The organism is Lactobacillus xylocopicola (assembly GCF_033096005.1).
Classification (GTDB): domain Bacteria; phylum Bacillota; class Bacilli; order Lactobacillales; family Lactobacillaceae; genus Lactobacillus; species Lactobacillus xylocopicola.
This window is the reverse complement of sequence record NZ_AP026803.1, coordinates 677,512-693,223: the sequence shown is the minus strand read 5'-3', so window position 1 is coordinate 693,223 and position 15,712 is coordinate 677,512. Positions and strand designations below refer to the sequence as shown.

The window sequence follows — 15,712 nt, the reverse complement described above, 5'->3', positions numbered from 1 at the left end:
AATTCGCTCTCTGGTTTTACTGTCAGTTTATTAACTGTGATTTTTGTAATCCTCTGGGAAAACAATGGTTGGACCCGAATTATTAGTAACTGAGACGTCGGTCTGCAAATTATTCATCTCCAGATTAGGACTGTCTCCGTCAATTGGTCGTGGCCCTTCATCATCCTCAGCGGTATCTTCACCAAAGTTTACTTCATTATCCTCGTCGTTGTCAAATTCAATACCACTATCATCATCGTCTTCTTCAGCATCAGCATCGCCGTCAGCCATAAAAACCGGCTCACCACCATCTGACGGATAGAACCGCTCGGTTCCAAAGTACTTATCCAGTGCCTTCTGCCAACGCTCATCATCCAGATTGTCCATGATTTCTTGCAACATCTCTTTAAGATTATTACGATATCCGGCAACTTCACGCTTAACGCGATCATAGTCGGCTCTTAGTCCTTCCAGTTGCTGTTGTTGGTAATCAGTATCGGCCTTGGCCTGAGCCGTCACGTTATTAGCCCGAATAGCAGCTTCATTGAGAATATCCTGGGCCCTTAACTGTGCTTTGGCAATCGTATCCTTGACCGTCTGATCAGTTTGCTGAAGTGTGATAGCTTGCTTCTTATAGTCGTTAAGCTCACTCTTGATTTGATAAAGTTCATTTTTCAAATCTGTGTTTTCGTCTAAAATACTCCCGTAATCATCAACAATGTGATCCAGAAAGCCGTCAACTTCGCGGCGATCATAGCCACTAAGTCCACGTTTTTTAAATTCCTTTTTGTGAATTTCGATCGGGGTTAGCCGCTTCACTTGTGTTTTTTTGTTTGCCAAAGTTTTAGCACCACCTTATATTTACCCTTTTTAGTTGATTTGATGTTCCTAATTTGGCTTCGACCAAAATGTCTTAAGCTAAGAACATCATCTACCTTTACTATTATATTAGAATCTTGCACGCTATGCCAATTTAATTTTACTAAATTATCACTAATGGCTGCTTTGATTTGCGTTCTGCTCGATTTACTCAGTCCAGCTAACACCGCGTCCAATCTTAGTGATGCTACTACAATACTAATCGTTATACTATCATCAACAGGCTTAAGGACGGCCTGCAGCGGAACTGACCTGAGACGAACCTGCGTCTTGCCAACGCGGGTGACCTCCGCCTGGAAGAAAGCGGTCAGGTCCGCCTTAACCAAAAACTGCCACTGTCCTGCTCCGTCCGTAATAATATCACCAAAAGTATCCGTCTCAACCCCTAGATTTGCTAATGAACCGAGAATTGCGCCATGCGTCAGTTGCGCAAACTTCACCGGATAGTCAAGTTGGCAAACCGCAAGTTGATAGTCTGCTAGAGCTGGATTACTTTCACTACCAGAGAACCATACCCGCTTTTTTTCAGCTTGTGGGTAGCCCCCAAATTCATGGATAGCAACTTCGTCGCCAGCCAACAAACGCAAAATGGCTCGCTGGCCTGGATTCAGAAATGCGGTCAAGCATGCCTGCTGTTGGCCGTTAAGCCGCGTCAACAGCGTGGCCATTTGATCAACTATTTTAAGTTCATTAGGACTATTTTGATATAATGCTTGCTTAGCATAATTGCGCCGCTTACTAATGCCTTCTATTTCCACCTGCCTGCACCCCCAAACTTCCATTACTTATGCGTAAATAATACCCTGTTTTACTAAACAGCACGACTGCATGAGAAACATCAACGGCTGTCAAGTTAAAAACCAGCTCAAGCTGAACTGGTTTTTTTCTTTATTTTCAAAATAACTGATTGACTCATTACACAAAAATTCTCAACAAAATATTGGAAATCCAATCAAGAACGTGCTCTTGGACAAAATATAGCAAAAATAGTCCAATTAAAAATGAAAAATCTAAGCCAGTAGACTCAGTCAGTGCCTGAATCGGTCCTTTGCGAAAAATATCCAAGTAAGGATCGATCAAGCGATCAAGTAAGCGACCAACGGCCGAGTCCCGTAAAGCAGGAACCCAACTCATAATTGCGTCAATCACCATCACGATACTATAAAGCCAAATAATCCAACTGATAATTTCAAGGGTGTAAAATATTGTTTTTGCTATCAACTTAAACTATCTTTCTTGTCAACTAAGTCGCTAATTTTGCCATTGGTGACAAACTTGGGTGGTGTGGCCAAAAATATCTTGTCCCCGATCCGCTGGATTTCACCATTTAATGCATAAACAGTTCCAGTAATAAAATCAACGATCCGTCTGGCAGAAGGATCTTCCATGCGACTGAAGTTAATAATCACCGCTTTGTTATTCAATAGGTTTTGGGCAACATCCTTAGCATCCGAATATACCCGGGGCTCGTAAAGAACAATCCTACTCTTATTACTATCAAGTCCAGACTTAATCGAAACTACCTTATCGCTATTACGCCCGCCACCAGGTACTTCCTCTTCTTCTACTTGTTGGTCATCATAGTATTCTTCGTTATCAAGCATTTCGTCATCATCTGAAACGCCAAAAAATTTGCCTATTTTACTAAAAGCCATTTTTTGCCTCCTAATTATTTTTTGCCACGATGCCTAAAAAACGGGATATCTTCTGTATCATCATCGTCTAAAGCACTGGTTTCAATTTGGGAAATGCTAGTCTGATCATCATCGTCAAAGATGCTTTGATTGTCATTTTGGTCAAAGGCAGCTGGTTTTGACCGTCTTTCTTCCAGGTCCTCTTCATCATTATTCAAACCCCAAACACTGGTTGGGTCGACCATTGGCTTGTGCTTGGCAGCGGCCGGCCTTGCCAGTCCTTGGTCATCAGCTGAAGTTGAGTTACTAATGTTTTCTGAATTTGCTGTCCGCGGCTTCGCCTTGACTTGATGGCTCTGACCCGGAAGCTGGCGGGAAGCTTTTTCTTCAGCCGCTGAACTAATTCCGGTTGCAATAACTGTTACTACAACCTCATCGCCGAGATTAGGATTAATTGACGTACCAAAGATAATGTTGACATCATCACCCGCAGCTTTAGAAACTATTTCCGAAGCATCTTGGGCCTCAAATAGCGTCAGGTCAGGTCCACCAGTAATATTGAGGAGGACTTGCTTTGCTCCATCAATTGAAACTTCGAGTAATGGTGACGAAATCGCCAGTTTAGTGGCTTCAATCGTCCTGTTTTCACCACTGGCACGACCAATTCCCATTAATGCGGCACCTTGGTTTGCCATCACTGTTTTAACGTCAGCAAAATCCAAGTTAACGTAGTCAGTCGAGGTAATCAAGTCAGAAATTCCTTGCACACCTTGTTTCAAAACGTTATCCGCCTCTTTGAAAGCGTCCATCATGGGAGTCTTCTTATCGACCATTTCAAGCAAACGGTTATTAGCAATAATCACCAACGTATCGACATATTGCTTTAATTCTGCTATTCCCGCAGTGGCATTTTTTGACCGTTTAGGTCCTTCAAAAGTGAATGGCCGGGTAACCACGCCAACCGTCAGCGCACCAGTTTCGCGCGCAATCTTAGCTACTGTCGGAGCTGCTCCAGTCCCCGTACCACCGCCCATTCCAGCCGTGATAAAAATCATGTCAGCGCCTTTTAAGGCATCTTCAATCGTTTGCTCGCTTTCTTCCGCAGCCTTTTGGCCAACTTCTGGATGTGAGCCAGCACCAAGTCCCCTCGTTAATTTGGGTCCCAATTGTATCTTGGTTTCTGCTTTATTGCTATTCAACGCTTGCACATCTGTATTAGCAGCAACAAAGGAGACCCCTTGCACGCCATCGTCGATCATCCGGTTAACGGCATTACCACCTGCGCCACCAACACCAATGACTTTGATAATAGCGTTCTTATTATCGTCAGAATCGAATGTAAAATCCATCTAATTAACCACCTTTAATCAAAGAACTTTTTAAAGAAATTCTTAATGCTTCTATCTTTATTTTGCAGATTTTTTTTCTCTTTACTGCGCGAGTTACGTTCTCGCTTTAATAACTCATGTCTATTATATTCTTCTTTGACCTTGGTTTCATTACTTGTAGTCGGACTTTTTGAATTCTTGGTAATTTTTTTAGCTGATTCCGCTTCCTCAGCGGTCTCACTACCATAGATTGCCTTAATTACTAAGAAGTCAATGTCAGACATTTTATATGCATAATTGACAATACCATAAGCCGCTGAATATACTGGATTCCGCATTCCAATCTGATCTGGTTGATAGATTCGCGCTTTCACCCCTAATGAATTGGCAACAATATTCTCAAAACCTTGCAATAGGCTATTACCACCGGTAATAACAATCCCGCCCGGCAACTTTAAAGCACCGTGACTTGCTAGCCCCTTATCAAGCCGTTCAACTGCCTGCATAATACGGGCATTAATGATATTGCTTAAATACACCTCGTCAACCATTTGCTGGCCATTCGTACCGACACTATTAACCGCAAATTTATTCTTAGTTGAAGCAAGGCTTGGATCCGCATAGCCATAATCAAGTTTGATTTGCTCTGCATCCTTTTTAGAGGTACTAAGGACAGCAGAAATATCATTACTGATATCCCTACCGCCTTCAAAGTCAATATTGGCATACTTGATTTGTCCGTTATGAACCACTGTAGCAGTCGTTACTCCGCCACCAGAATCAAGAATAATTGACCCAAAAGTACGTTCACTTTCGGTGAGGGCAACACTGGCAATGGCTAACGGGGTCGGGACGAAGAAGTTATTTTGGTAGCCAGCTCGCTCAACTGCTTTTTTGATATTATGCAGCGCACTAGTCGGCGCAGTTAGCATGATCCCCTGCACGGCCAGCGAGTGGGCAATCATCTTACGGGGATCATCAACTTCAGTTTTACCATCAATAACAAAGCGACTGGGTAAAAAGGCAATGGGCTCCCGCTCGCTCTTCACGGCAGACTTACTGGCAACGCGAACAACGCGTTTGACATCACTATTACCCACCTCTCGACCATTGTCACCAACGTTAACTAAGTCACTCGCGGTTTCTAGCTGCAACATCCCGACTGGAATGCCGGTCACAACACGATAAATATTTGTATTAATTTTTTTCGCGATTTCTTTTAAAGCACGTCTAATCGCATTGGCTGTCTCGTCAATGTCAACAATGCTTCCGTGTCTCATTCCTAGGTTGGGAATTGCAACGGCTCCAATCACTTTACCGGCGTCAGCAACAACTGCCTTAACGCTTGTGGTACCTATATCTAGACCCACTAAAAGATTTGTATTGTCCAAAAATTAACCCCCCGTCGATACTTCTTGTAAAAATTCTAACATAAAAGAAATATAAAATCAGCTTATGTTAAACCATAAATTCTTTTTTCTTTAACTGTTAGTGGACGACTGTATGCCCCTACTTCCAAGTCAATTAAGCTATCTTTAGTGGCCTTGGCTTTAATTTCATTATAGTATTTCAATTTTCTTTTCAAAGTAGAAACGTTACCAATGACTACATTGCCATCCTTCATTACAAAAATAACCTGCGATTTGCGCCGCGTATTACCGCTGAGCAACTTAATCTGACTCTGAAAGCCGCTAGGCAAGCTGTTGAACAAGGCTAAACTCTGATTCAAAGACATGTCGTGATTATAGCCGATAAACACTGGTTTATCGGGACTTACTTTGCTCCAAGGCAGTAGTTGGGTGCCTAACTTGCCATGCGCTAAAATCTTACAATATTTATTTCCTTTTTTGATATAACCAATGGTCTGATACTCATTTACTTTTAAAACCAACTGGTTAAGGTGGTTAACGCCAATGTTAATGTGCTCGACTTCACTATACTTCTGTTTTACTTTATGGTTAACGCCCCGTGAATCAACTAGATGATCAATTACCTTGTCACTGGTCTTAATGCCAGAGGTTTTAACTAGTTCTGCCAGGGGCAGGTCGCGGCCGCCTTCTACCTTAACACTAACTACATCATTAAGCGGCGAAATATAAAAACCGAGACCGATCAACGCAATTACTGAAATACCTACAATCAACCCTAGTCGTTTAACCAAAGCGGACTTACGTTCACTGCGTAAATTAGCTAGCGAGGCAGAAAGCTTATTTTGCGTCTTACTTTGCGACTTGCGCTTATTTTTATTCGATTGATAGTCTAAATAAGGCGAAAGTTTTTCTTTGGGATCAATCTTGGTCACACGTTTTTTAGGCAACTGCCTCACCTCCTCTTTGCTACTTGGCAATCTCTTTCATGACATTAATGACTTGATCTGATGCATCAGGAATGCCTAATTTTTTGGATGCTGTACTCATCTCATCGGCATACTTGTGATCAAGTAAAATATGATCAATCGATGAAATAAAGTTATTGGTATTTACGTCACTTTCGGCAATTACCGTGGCTGCTCCTGCTCGTTCAAGATCAAGGGCATTTTTCATTTGGTGGTTATGTGTGACATTGGGACTAGGAATTAAAATCGCGGGAACACCTAATGCAGTAAACTCAGCAATACTGGTCGCTCCTGAACGGGCAACCACACAGGTTACTTTGGGTAGTAAAGCAGGCATATCTTTGACGTAAGGTACAATCTTTATCCTGTTGCCATAGTCGACGCCTGCCAACTTTTCACTAATCTCCTGGTAATAGTAATTGCCCGTCACCCAGATAAGCTGGTACGGTTTTTGTTTTAACTTGGTCAAAGATTGCAGCATTACGCGATTGATGGCAAGTGCACCTCGAGAACCCCCAAAAATCAGCACAGTTGGTATTTTTTCATTTAAGCGCCACTTATCTTGTAAATCAAACCTCGTCGAAGACAAGTTTAAAACCTGCTGTGAACGCGGATTGCCTGTTTTAACCAGCTTCTTTTTTTCGGTAAACTGCTTAGCAGCATCATCAAAGGTATAACATATTTTATCGACGTAATGCCCCAAAAACTTGTTAGCAACCCCAACCACCGAGTTTGACTCATGAATCATGGTCGGAATGCCCAACTTCGCAGCAGCATAGACTGTCGCCCCGCTGACATACCCACCGGTGCCAACTACCACGTCAGGTTTAAAGTCACCGATTATCTGCTTAGCCTGTTTAACCGCCTTCACAAACTTATTAATTGTTGTTAAATTGCTTAATAACTTTTTGCTCGAAAAGCCCTGAACCTCAATTGTCTTAAAGTTGACGCCAGCTGCGGGAACAATTTTAGCCTCAAGGCCTTGGGCAGTACCTACAAACAAAATATCTTCATCTGTTACAAGTCCACGCTGCTTTAGCTGCTCAATAATTGCCATAATCGGGTAGATGTGGCCACCAGTTCCGCCACCGGTAAAAATAACTCTCATTTTATTTTGTCTTCAATTCCTTAACCAAATCCATAAAAATGTCACCACGTTCTTCAAATGACCTGAATTGATCCCACGAAGCACACGCCGGTGAAAACAGTATGACATCGCCCGCAACCGACAGGTCGTAAGCTCGCGGAACCGCTTCTTGCAGCGTATCGACAACCACAATTTGCTTGATTTGGGCTTGACCAGCCGCATCAGCTAACAAATAACGTGTTTCGCCATAGAGTACAACCGCCTTGACGTGTTCTTTTAATAAGGGCACCAAGGCATTAAAGGTAAAACCCCGGTCCAAACCACCTGCAATTAAGACTTCTGGTTCCTGAAATGCCGGAAGGGCCACAGTGGCCGCTTCAATATTGGTCGATTTTGAATCATTATAAATCGCCCGTCCGTTTAAGGTCATTACATATTGTAAACGATGTTTGGCACCGGTAAAAGTCGTCAAGCCGGCTTGGATATCTTCACTGCTAGCACCCATTAATTCGGCAATGGCACAAGCTACCAAAGCATTTTGCTGGTTATGTAATCCGGGTAGCTTCATTTCAGCCGTCTTCATTATCCGCCCCTTCTGACTTTGCAGATAGCCGTTAGCAATATAGTAGTCAGCTGCTGGGTCTTTTTCAGAAAAAGTTAAAACTTGCGCCCGGGTCAGCTTCTTTTCTTTGGCCAAAAGCTCTTTCTGGTCAAAATTAGCCAGGAAATAATTGTCTGACGATTGAGTTTTAGTAATCCGTAATTTGGCCGCTACGTAATTTGCAAAGGACTTATGATAATCTAAATGGACATTATCATAAATGTCAATAATGGCAGCCACTCGCGGGTTGATGTCAGTCACCCCTAATAGCTGAAAACTAGATAACTCAACTACCAAAAGATCATCTTTAGAAGCTGTCAGTACCACTTCTGAAATCGGCACACCAATATTACCAACAGCGTACGCGTGATGGCCCGTCGGAGCCAGATGATGGTCAAGTATCCGCTGAGCCAGCAGTACCGTGGTCGTTTTGCCGTTTGAACCAGTCACGCACACATACGGGGCACTACTAGCACTAAGAGCAACTTCAGGTTCCGTAATAATGGGCAAATGTAATTCTTGAGCCAGTTTTACTAGCGGATTTTCGTATGGAATACCAGGATTTTTAACAAAATAGTCGAAGTGTTCCTGCTCAAGCAGCTCGGTTGGATGGCCACCGCCGATTACGCGCACTCCTAATTTTTGCAACTGCTGGGCTTGCGGATTGTGATCTAGGTCGGCCTGGTCGTTTAAAGTCAGCTTTGCACCAAGTTTAAGCAATAAGATACTTACTGCAAAACCGCTTTTGCCCAGACCCAAAATAAAGATCTTCTTATTTCGATACGTTTCAATCTGCTTCATTATTTACCCTTAGCTCCAAATCAATAAATACAACATACTTCCAAGCAGTCCTACCACCCAAAATAGAATATCGACTTTCCATTCAGAATAGCCCATCATTTCAAAGTGGTGGTGAATTGGGGTCATTTTGAAAATCCGCTTACCCGTAGTCTGAAAAGAAATCACCTGCAAAATAACGCTGGCAGTCTCACCGACAAAGACAATCCCGACCAATAGTAAGGACCAGGGCCGCTGCAAAAAAATACTGACTGCGGCCAGGCCACCACCAAGTGCCAAGGAACCCGCATCACCCATGAAGATTTTAGCAGGTTTATGGTTAAAAATAAAAAATACAATCAAGCCACCAATTACGCTCATGCAAAAGATTAAAATTGCAAAATTTTGCTGTTTCAAAGCAAGATAGGCATATGTCGCATACGCAATAATGGTTAACCCAGTGGCCAGACCATCCAAGCCATCCGACAGGTTTACCGCATTAGAAAAGCCCACCAACCAGACAACCACAAAAAAGGTGAATAAAATAACACTGTTGATTAAGCCGAAAAAAGGAATAAAGAGTTGGAACTTGAAGTTAGCACTCGCCGCAATAGCTACAATAACCAGGGCAACTAGAATCTGCAAAGAAAATTTTTGCCATGCCTTCAAGCCCAAATTACGTTTATAAAACAATTTGAGCCTATCATCTAAAAAGCCAATAATTCCATAACCTAGCAGACTAATTACTAAAATCCAAATTAGTTGGGTCATTTGCTGTTGCCAAGCGACTACCCAAACAGTTGAAATAGCAGCTGCCAGAACAAAGACCACGCCCCCCATAGTGGGAGTGCCAGATTTTTTTTGGTGCCACTTAGGACCTTCGTCACGAATTTCTTGGCCTTCATGGTGAATGCGCATAAAAATAATCATCCACGGCAAAAAAATGCCTGTCAATGCTAATGAACTAACTAATGCAATAATGCTAGTAATGAGCATAAAATGCTACTCCTTTAACTTTACGGTGATTTTTGTCCCTGACTTAACGGCAGCGTTAACGGCAATACTTTGCGCATGCACAGTGCCTGTCCCCTTAACTTCCAGCTTTACCCCGGTAAGGTCAGCGAACTGGTGTAAATCGTCGATTTTCCAGCCCTTCATGTTAGGACAGGTGATTTCACCTCCAGTTAACACAAACAAACGCTTACCCGACTGCTCTTTTTGGCCCTTAGGATAAGCCTGAGCGGTGATTTTACCTTCGTTACCAAGTTTAACCAGTCTTAAGCCTAGCTTGTTAGCAAGCTTTTCCGCTTGAGCATAGCTTTGTCCCACTAAGTCAGGAATTGTAACAGCAGTAGACTCATTCAATTGGTTTTTGGACATTAGAATGATTCGGGTCATCATTGGTTTGAAAATCGACGATAAAATCACTTCGGCCGGTTTAGACATGTGTCTCGGTTGCTTTACCGTGATGTAAATGCAGTAACGCGGATGTTTGGCTGGGGTGACCCCAACTACTGAAAACGTATAGTTACTATCGCCCTTGAGGTAGCCGCCGCCCTTAGGATTGGCAATTTGGGCCGTACCAGTCTTGACTGCGATACTTTCGTTACCAATTTGATATACCGAACCGGTCCCAATCCGCTTATTCAAGACTCGCCGCATATTAGCCAAAACCACCTGAGCCGTTTCTTTAGAGTAAACCGGCTGACCAACGTTTTTGACTTGATAACCACTAATGGTCTTACCATTAGGGTCTGTTATTTTATCAACAAACTGCGGCTTCACCATCTGACCATTATTGGCCAAACTGCTAAATGCCTGCATCATTTGCATAACATTAACGTTAACACCCTGACCAAAACTAGTAACCGCCTGGTCAATGGGAGAATTAAAAGCTAACAATCCAACCTGTTCACCTGGCAGAGTTACACCGGTCTTTTGGCCAATATGGAACTTACGCAGGTAACTACGCCAAGTTTTTGCTCCCATCTGTTGTTCAATGTGCACAAAACCTGTGTTAGAGGACCGGGGAAAGGCCTGCGAAAATGGAATATTACCCCAGCCCCGAGGTTGCCAATCGTGGATAACCGAGCCATTAACAGTTACCGAGCCAGAGTTATAGTACTGGTTCGGGTGGTAATTTCCACTGTTAGCTGCAGCTGCTAAAGTTAAAACTTTAAAGACCGACCCAGGTTCAAATGTATCTTGAACTAAGATATTGCGGTAAGACTTACTCATTCCCTGCTTGGTCTGCGGGTTAAAAGTTGGTCGCTGTGAAGCTGCCAAAACCTTACCTGTTTTCATATCCTCAACAATTGCCGTCATCGAAACCGGATTATACGCTTTTTGAACATAACTCATCCTGGTTTCTAAGTATTCCTGCAACTGTGAATCGATCGTTAGATAAACATTCTTGCCATCCTTTGGCGCTTGATATGTTTGAACACTGTTGGGGGTTTGATAATTAGCGGCATCAACTGATGAAACTTGATAGCCATCTTTGCCAGCAAGCACTTTATCATACCAAGCTTCAAGTCCCATCGTTCCTCCCAAGCTCTGTCGGCCGGATTTTTTGTCATACTTTGGACTGGCTAGACCAACCACATGCGAAGCAAAGTTGCCGTTAGGATACAGGCGGGCTTGCGTTTCAAAGAATTTGATACCCGGTAGTTTCATTTTGACAATTTTATCTTTTTGCGCCTTAGTTAAGCCATTACCTGCACCACCAAACTGAACTTGAAAGGCCGCGTGCTGCGGTTCCAAATAATGCAAAATTTGCTGGGCCGATAGCGGCAGCACCTCTGCTAACTTTTGTGCTGTCTCCGCTTTATTAACAACATGTTCAGGTTTATTTTTGTAATTAATCGAAGACTTATCCAAAATCGCATATACAGTATACTGATGCGTATCTTGCGCAACCGCTAAGCCATTGCGATCATAAATATTACCTCGGGTGGCCTTTAGAACCTGGTTGCGCATATACAACTGCTCAGTTCGCTGGCGCAAATTCTGGCCGTTGACGGTTTTTGAAATACCAATATATAAAAATCTGCCTACAAATACAAGAAAAACCAAAGCTACAGCTACCTGGAGAAATCTCCCTACTGTAAAGCGGTACCTGCGGGCTTTGGATTTTTGCAAATTTAGCTTACTAATGTGTTTTTTCATTAGCGGATAGTCCTAATATTTTTTCCAATGAGAGTTAGCCCCTTGCTTCGCGCAATCTTATTTAATCTTGCACTCGAAGATAACTCACCTAATTCTTGATGTAAATCACTGACTTCATTTTGTCCCTTTGCAACTGCACGCTGCACGCCGGTAAGTTCATGCTGTGCTGATGTTGCAGAAATGCTCGCGGAAACTAGAAACGTCATTAGTCCAACTGTTACTATGCCTCCCAGCACTAGCAAGGACTTCTCAAAGCCGGTCCAAGTAACCCGATGTGGATTGAGAACTTGCCGCTGCCTTTTTTTGAGCTCAGTTTCCTGATTGGGATTAAATTCTACTTGTCTTGCTAAACTATCAGCCATTATCTATTCCTCTTCACAATTTTTCCGCAACGCGTAATTTAGCACTGTGTGAGCGGTTATTGTTTTTTAATTCTTTAGGCGAGGCCACAATTGGTTTGCGGTTGACTAAGCGAAGTGTTGGCTTCATACTATCGGGAACCATTGGCATGCCTCTTGGTACCTCAACCTCGGAATATTTTTTAAAAATGCCCTTGACGATTTTGTCTTCATCGGATTGAAAAGTGATTACACTGATTCTACCACCTGGTTTTAGCAGTTCAATAGCTTCTTCAAGCGAATCATGTAAAACTTCAAGCTCACGGTTAACTACTACACGTAGGGCCTGAAAAGTTTTCTTGGCAGGATGTCCCCCTGTCCGACGGGCAAACGCAGGAATAGCTTCCTTAATTACATCTACCAATTCAAAGGTTGTTGCAATCGGGGTTTTTTGTCTACTTTCGACGATTTTGTGGGCAATTTGACGCGAGAATTTCTCACCACCAAATTTATACAGAATATCGGCTAGCTCCTTTTGACTAGAGTTGTTTACGAGCTGGTATGCATCCAAACTCTGACTCTGGTCCATCCTCATATCCAACCTGGCATCGAACCGGTATGAAAAACCGCGTCCTGCCTGATCAAATTGCGGAGAAGAAACTCCTAAGTCGTAGTATATGCCATCAATGCCATCTGGATAACCTAGCTTAACCAGGTTCAACTGCAAATGACTAAAATTGTCATGTACTAGCTTTAACTGCGGATTACTGTCTGCTTGTAATAAATCGGCAAAGTTCAACTTAGCTGAATTTATCGCATATTCATCTTGGTCAAAAGCAACCAGTGTTCCTCGATCAAGCTTGCTCAGCAAATATCTTGCATGGCCCCCACCGCCAAAAGTCCCGTCTACATAGAGACCATCGTTTTTGGGTTTTAAATTTTCAATTGTTTCAGCTAAGAGTACGCTGGTATGTTTGAAATCCATCATTTTAAAGTTCAATATCTTCCAAATCTTCTGCGATGTCATCGTAGTTTTCATTAGCTTGATTGCTAAAGTCTTCCCAGCGTTCCTTGGACCAAACTTCAATTCGGTCGGAAACACCAACAATGACACATTCTTTATCAAGGGAGGCGTGGGTCTTCAATGTCGTGGTCAGATTCACACGTCCCTGTTTATCGAATTCGCATTCCATTGCACCAGAGTAAAACAAACGCGTAAAACTACGCGTATTTCTCTTAGTTAACGGAAGTTGGGCCAACTTGGCTTCAATTTTCTCCCACGTCTCCGTGGTATATCCGAAAATACAGCCTTCCATCCCCCGGGTAAAAATCATCTTGTCACCAATCTGACTACGCAAACGAGCGGGTATAATTAAACGCCCTTTGTTGTCAAGATTGTGATGATATTCACCCATGAACATGGTTTAGCCCCCTTCCAAATAATAATTTACCACAATTCACCACTTTCCACCACTTTTTTGGGAATAAAAGTAAAAATAATTTAACTTCCTGGGCCGCAAACAAAAAAGCCGAAAATTCAACTGAATTTTCGGCTACGCCTTTACTATTCTGAAAAAAAGCTCAAATCATCATGAACAACAAACCAAGATACCAAAACAGGGCATTAACGGTAAGATAATCCCATATTTGACGCATCGTCTTACCTAGCGCAATATTTTTATTTTTGGCTGCTGCTGTCACTGCCAAAATTATTACCAAAATAAAAAAGATAAAAAAGCCATATGGCAAAAATTCAGGCTTATGCTGCTCAACCGTAATTAAGTGACAGGCATAAAGCATAAAGAAGGGTAAAACATCATACCCACGAAATTTTGCCTTGGGAAGAAACTTGTTCAAACTAACGGCAATAGCCAGGCCAATTAAGGGTAATAGAAAAATTAACAACATAAAAACTACTTCCTCCACTCATTGCTACCTATTCTATCTTACTATCCGTTTGAAAAAAACCACTAAATAGCATAAAATATTGTTCAAGCAGGAGGACAAACATGGCAAGAAAAAGAAAAAAGAAGAAATCGGGTTTTCAAAAATTAACGATTGTAATGGCCTGGCTGATGGCATTCATCACGCTAGCTGCAGTTTTTATGCAAATTGTCAGTGCGCTAGCCAGCTCTGGCGTTTTCGAATAAAAAGCGTGAGAAAATTATTTCTCACGCTTTTTTCTTAGTAGTTACTTCTTTTAACCATAAAAGGATAGCTAGTCGCAAGCCAGGCCCACATTTTATATGTCAACGTGGCAAAGCCAAAAGACCAAACTAAAGTGGATCCTAAACTGACTAAGAGCTCTAGCAAGGGCACTCTAGCCAAGCCTGTAATATTTAAAACAAGCCAGCTGTAGATACATAGGGCAACCACAGCAAGTAAGACAGCCACAATTCGCGCCCAAAAAACTTCAGGTAAAAAACGTGCTGACCGCTGTAAAAGCCAACAAATTCCAGGTAAAGCTACCGTATAAAGACCTAGGACGCCAAAAAAATAAAAGTCACTGACGATGCCCGCCCCCAGTGCAAGCCAAATTTCTTTTTGATTCATATCGTCAAATAGTGCAATCAACATTACACTGATTGGTAACAGTAAGTTTATCCCCCCTGCAAGGGCCAAAAACTGATGTAAAACAAGCGATAAACTAGCGTCAAGGGCGAGCATTAGGTATAAGACAAAGGCTAAGGTGAATTTTTGCAGTGAACGCATTAATCAGTCACCTTCCTCTTTACGACAGTGACTACAGCTGGATCATTCAATTCTCCAGCTGGCTTAATCTTGATTAAATCAGATAGTCCAAACGTATCCCTTGTTGTGTGTGCAACAGTTCCAACCAAAAGCCCTTTGGGGGAGTTACCGCCCATTCCACTCGTGTAAATTTTTGTGCCCTGCTTTAGTTTGCGACCATCGATTGCTTGCGTAAAGGCTAACGTTTTTGTCCCAATGACAGTAATGATGCCATGGACCTTTTGTCCACCAGCAGCGTCTGCTTCAACAGCAAAACGGTTGGCAGACTTATCAGTAGTGGTGATTAACTCCACTTTTGATGATGCCGCACTAACTTCGATAATGCGGCCAATAATTCCGCCACCGGACATAACGGCCATATTCTTTTGCAGTCCAGCGGTGGTGCCCTTGTTGATCACTAGCAAGGCGGTCCAACTGTCAGGGGAACGCGAAATGACCGATGCAGGTACCATTTCAAAGTCACTCAAAGTTTTTTTTAAGCCCAGTGCTGCCTTTAGCTGCTTGTTTTCACTTTCCAGGCTCGAATTACGCACCTTCGTCTGTTCCAGTTCACTTACGCGACTTTTCAAATAATTGTTTTCATCTTGTGTGTTCAGTAAGTCGTGTACGGTATTCATCGTTCCAGAGACTAGTCTAAGGGGAAAATCGACAACTCTTACCCCGACTGCCACCACATCATTGCCAAAGCTTTGGATCACCAAGGGCATATTGCGCTTATTGCGGATACCAACACTTGTACCCGAAACAGCAAAAATCACAATGATAACGACACAGACTGATAATAGTTTTTTATTTTGTAAAAACTTTTTCATATGGTATTGATTCCTAAAAAAGT

At 42.5% G+C, this 15,712-nt stretch carries 18 protein-coding genes; 1 reads left to right on the top strand and 17 read right to left on the bottom strand.

All coding sequences use genetic code 11. The features are described 5' to 3' along the window. Window positions 1-30: 30 nt before the first annotated feature. The 15 genes from R8389_RS03555 to R8389_RS03485 all read right to left on the bottom strand — a co-directional run bounded on the left by R8389_RS03555 (window position 31) and on the right by R8389_RS03485 (window position 14,034). The gene (locus R8389_RS03555; RefSeq protein WP_317638108.1) at window positions 31-819 is read right to left on the bottom strand and encodes a DivIVA domain-containing protein; all 789 of its coding nucleotides are present in this window, start codon (window positions 817-819) and stop codon (window positions 31-33) included. Beyond that, window positions 795-1,616, bottom strand: a complete 822-nt coding sequence (locus R8389_RS03550) for a YlmH family RNA-binding protein (RefSeq protein ID WP_317638107.1) — start codon at window positions 1,614-1,616, stop codon at window positions 795-797. The genes R8389_RS03555 and R8389_RS03550 overlap by 25 nt, the downstream gene beginning before the upstream one ends. Window positions 1,617-1,773: 157 nt before the next feature. Continuing rightward, window positions 1,774-2,010: a YggT family protein gene (locus R8389_RS03545; RefSeq protein WP_317638242.1), complete on the bottom strand. Its 237-nt coding sequence runs from the start codon at window positions 2,008-2,010 to the stop codon at window positions 1,774-1,776. Window positions 2,011-2,075: 65 nt separating this feature from the next. Continuing rightward, entirely contained in the window at window positions 2,076-2,513 is a 438-nt protein-coding gene (locus R8389_RS03540; RefSeq protein ID WP_425604659.1) for a cell division protein SepF, read from the bottom strand. 14 nt (window positions 2,514-2,527) lie between these two features. Further along, window positions 2,528-3,841 (bottom strand): cell division protein FtsZ, encoded by a 1,314-nt coding sequence (gene ftsZ, locus R8389_RS03535; RefSeq protein WP_317638106.1) that lies wholly within the window; start codon window positions 3,839-3,841, stop codon window positions 2,528-2,530. Between the two features lie 14 nt (window positions 3,842-3,855). Further along, window positions 3,856-5,211: a cell division protein FtsA gene (ftsA, locus tag R8389_RS03530; protein WP_317638105.1), complete on the bottom strand. Its 1,356-nt coding sequence runs from the start codon at window positions 5,209-5,211 to the stop codon at window positions 3,856-3,858. Window positions 5,212-5,273: 62 nt separating this feature from the next. After that, window positions 5,274-6,137, bottom strand: coding sequence for a cell division protein FtsQ/DivIB (locus tag R8389_RS03525; RefSeq protein WP_317638104.1), 864 nt, complete (start codon window positions 6,135-6,137; stop codon window positions 5,274-5,276). 19 nt (window positions 6,138-6,156) lie between these two features. Beyond that, entirely contained in the window at window positions 6,157-7,263 is a 1,107-nt protein-coding gene (gene murG, locus R8389_RS03520) for an undecaprenyldiphospho-muramoylpentapeptide beta-N-acetylglucosaminyltransferase (protein WP_317638103.1), read from the bottom strand. A 1-nt stretch (window position 7,264) separates the two neighbouring features. Beyond that, window positions 7,265-8,644, bottom strand: coding sequence for a UDP-N-acetylmuramoyl-L-alanine--D-glutamate ligase (gene murD, locus R8389_RS03515; RefSeq protein WP_317638102.1), 1,380 nt, complete (start codon window positions 8,642-8,644; stop codon window positions 7,265-7,267). Window positions 8,645-8,653: 9 nt separating this feature from the next. Then, window positions 8,654-9,616 (bottom strand): phospho-N-acetylmuramoyl-pentapeptide-transferase, encoded by a 963-nt coding sequence (mraY, locus tag R8389_RS03510; protein ID WP_317638101.1) that lies wholly within the window; start codon window positions 9,614-9,616, stop codon window positions 8,654-8,656. 6 nt (window positions 9,617-9,622) lie between these two features. Next, a complete protein-coding gene (locus R8389_RS03505; RefSeq protein ID WP_317638100.1) occupies window positions 9,623-11,788 on the bottom strand; it encodes a penicillin-binding transpeptidase domain-containing protein in 2,166 nt (721 codons plus the stop codon). Next, window positions 11,788-12,150 (bottom strand): cell division protein FtsL, encoded by a 363-nt coding sequence (ftsL, locus tag R8389_RS03500; RefSeq protein WP_317638099.1) that lies wholly within the window; start codon window positions 12,148-12,150, stop codon window positions 11,788-11,790. Before ftsL ends, R8389_RS03505 begins: the two co-directional genes overlap by 1 nt. A 13-nt stretch (window positions 12,151-12,163) precedes the next feature. Next, entirely contained in the window at window positions 12,164-13,111 is a 948-nt protein-coding gene (gene rsmH / locus R8389_RS03495; RefSeq protein ID WP_317638240.1) for a 16S rRNA (cytosine(1402)-N(4))-methyltransferase RsmH, read from the bottom strand. A gap of 4 nt (window positions 13,112-13,115) precedes the next feature. Next, on the bottom strand, window positions 13,116-13,547 hold the full coding sequence (gene mraZ / locus R8389_RS03490) for a division/cell wall cluster transcriptional repressor MraZ (protein WP_317638098.1): 432 nt from the start codon (window positions 13,545-13,547) through the stop codon (window positions 13,116-13,118). Window positions 13,548-13,707: 160 nt separating this feature from the next. After that, window positions 13,708-14,034, bottom strand: a complete 327-nt coding sequence (locus R8389_RS03485; RefSeq protein ID WP_317638097.1) for a DUF3397 domain-containing protein — start codon at window positions 14,032-14,034, stop codon at window positions 13,708-13,710. A 101-nt stretch (window positions 14,035-14,135) separates the two neighbouring features. On the opposite strand from R8389_RS03485, the gene R8389_RS03480 reads away from it, so the two are divergent. Further along, the gene (locus R8389_RS03480; RefSeq protein WP_317638096.1) at window positions 14,136-14,276 is read left to right on the top strand and encodes a DUF4044 domain-containing protein; all 141 of its coding nucleotides are present in this window, start codon (window positions 14,136-14,138) and stop codon (window positions 14,274-14,276) included. A 34-nt stretch (window positions 14,277-14,310) separates the two neighbouring features. Here the strand turns inward: R8389_RS03480 and mreD are convergent, their stop codons facing one another. Together mreD and mreC are read right to left on the bottom strand one after the other, a co-directional pair. Further along, window positions 14,311-14,838, bottom strand: coding sequence for a rod shape-determining protein MreD (gene mreD / locus R8389_RS03475; protein WP_317638095.1), 528 nt, complete (start codon window positions 14,836-14,838; stop codon window positions 14,311-14,313). Next, a complete protein-coding gene (gene mreC, locus R8389_RS03470) occupies window positions 14,838-15,689 on the bottom strand; it encodes a rod shape-determining protein MreC (protein ID WP_317638094.1) in 852 nt (283 codons plus the stop codon). The genes mreD and mreC overlap by 1 nt, the downstream gene beginning before the upstream one ends. Window positions 15,690-15,712 lie beyond the last annotated feature (23 nt).

Excerpts from the sequence above, each read along its gene's own strand:
- mraY (WP_317638101.1), bottom strand. The coding sequence starts at position 9,616 with ATGCTCATTACTAGCATTATTGCATTAGTTAGTTCATTAGCATTGACA.
- murG (WP_317638103.1), bottom strand. The coding sequence starts at position 7,263 with ATGAGAGTTATTTTTACCGGTGGCGGAACTGGTGGCCACATCTACCCG.
- rsmH (WP_317638240.1), bottom strand. The coding sequence starts at position 13,111 with ATGGATTTCAAACATACCAGCGTACTCTTAGCTGAAACAATTGAAAAT.
- R8389_RS03545 (WP_317638242.1), bottom strand. The coding sequence starts at position 2,010 with ATGGTGATTGACGCAATTATGAGTTGGGTTCCTGCTTTACGGGACTCG.
- R8389_RS03505 (WP_317638100.1), bottom strand. The coding sequence starts at position 11,788 with ATGAAAAAACACATTAGTAAGCTAAATTTGCAAAAATCCAAAGCCCGC.
- R8389_RS03485 (WP_317638097.1), bottom strand. The coding sequence starts at position 14,034 with ATGTTGTTAATTTTTCTATTACCCTTAATTGGCCTGGCTATTGCCGTT.
- mraZ (WP_317638098.1), bottom strand. The coding sequence starts at position 13,547 with ATGTTCATGGGTGAATATCATCACAATCTTGACAACAAAGGGCGTTTA.
- R8389_RS03480 (WP_317638096.1), top strand. The coding sequence starts at position 14,136 with ATGGCAAGAAAAAGAAAAAAGAAGAAATCGGGTTTTCAAAAATTAACG.
- ftsZ (WP_317638106.1), bottom strand. The coding sequence starts at position 3,841 with ATGGATTTTACATTCGATTCTGACGATAATAAGAACGCTATTATCAAA.
- mreD (WP_317638095.1), bottom strand. The coding sequence starts at position 14,838 with ATGCGTTCACTGCAAAAATTCACCTTAGCCTTTGTCTTATACCTAATG.
- mreC (WP_317638094.1), bottom strand. The coding sequence starts at position 15,689 with ATGAAAAAGTTTTTACAAAATAAAAAACTATTATCAGTCTGTGTCGTT.
- murD (WP_317638102.1), bottom strand. The coding sequence starts at position 8,644 with ATGAAGCAGATTGAAACGTATCGAAATAAGAAGATCTTTATTTTGGGT.
- ftsL (WP_317638099.1), bottom strand. The coding sequence starts at position 12,150 with ATGGCTGATAGTTTAGCAAGACAAGTAGAATTTAATCCCAATCAGGAA.
- R8389_RS03540 (WP_425604659.1), bottom strand. The coding sequence starts at position 2,513 with ATGGCTTTTAGTAAAATAGGCAAATTTTTTGGCGTTTCAGATGATGAC.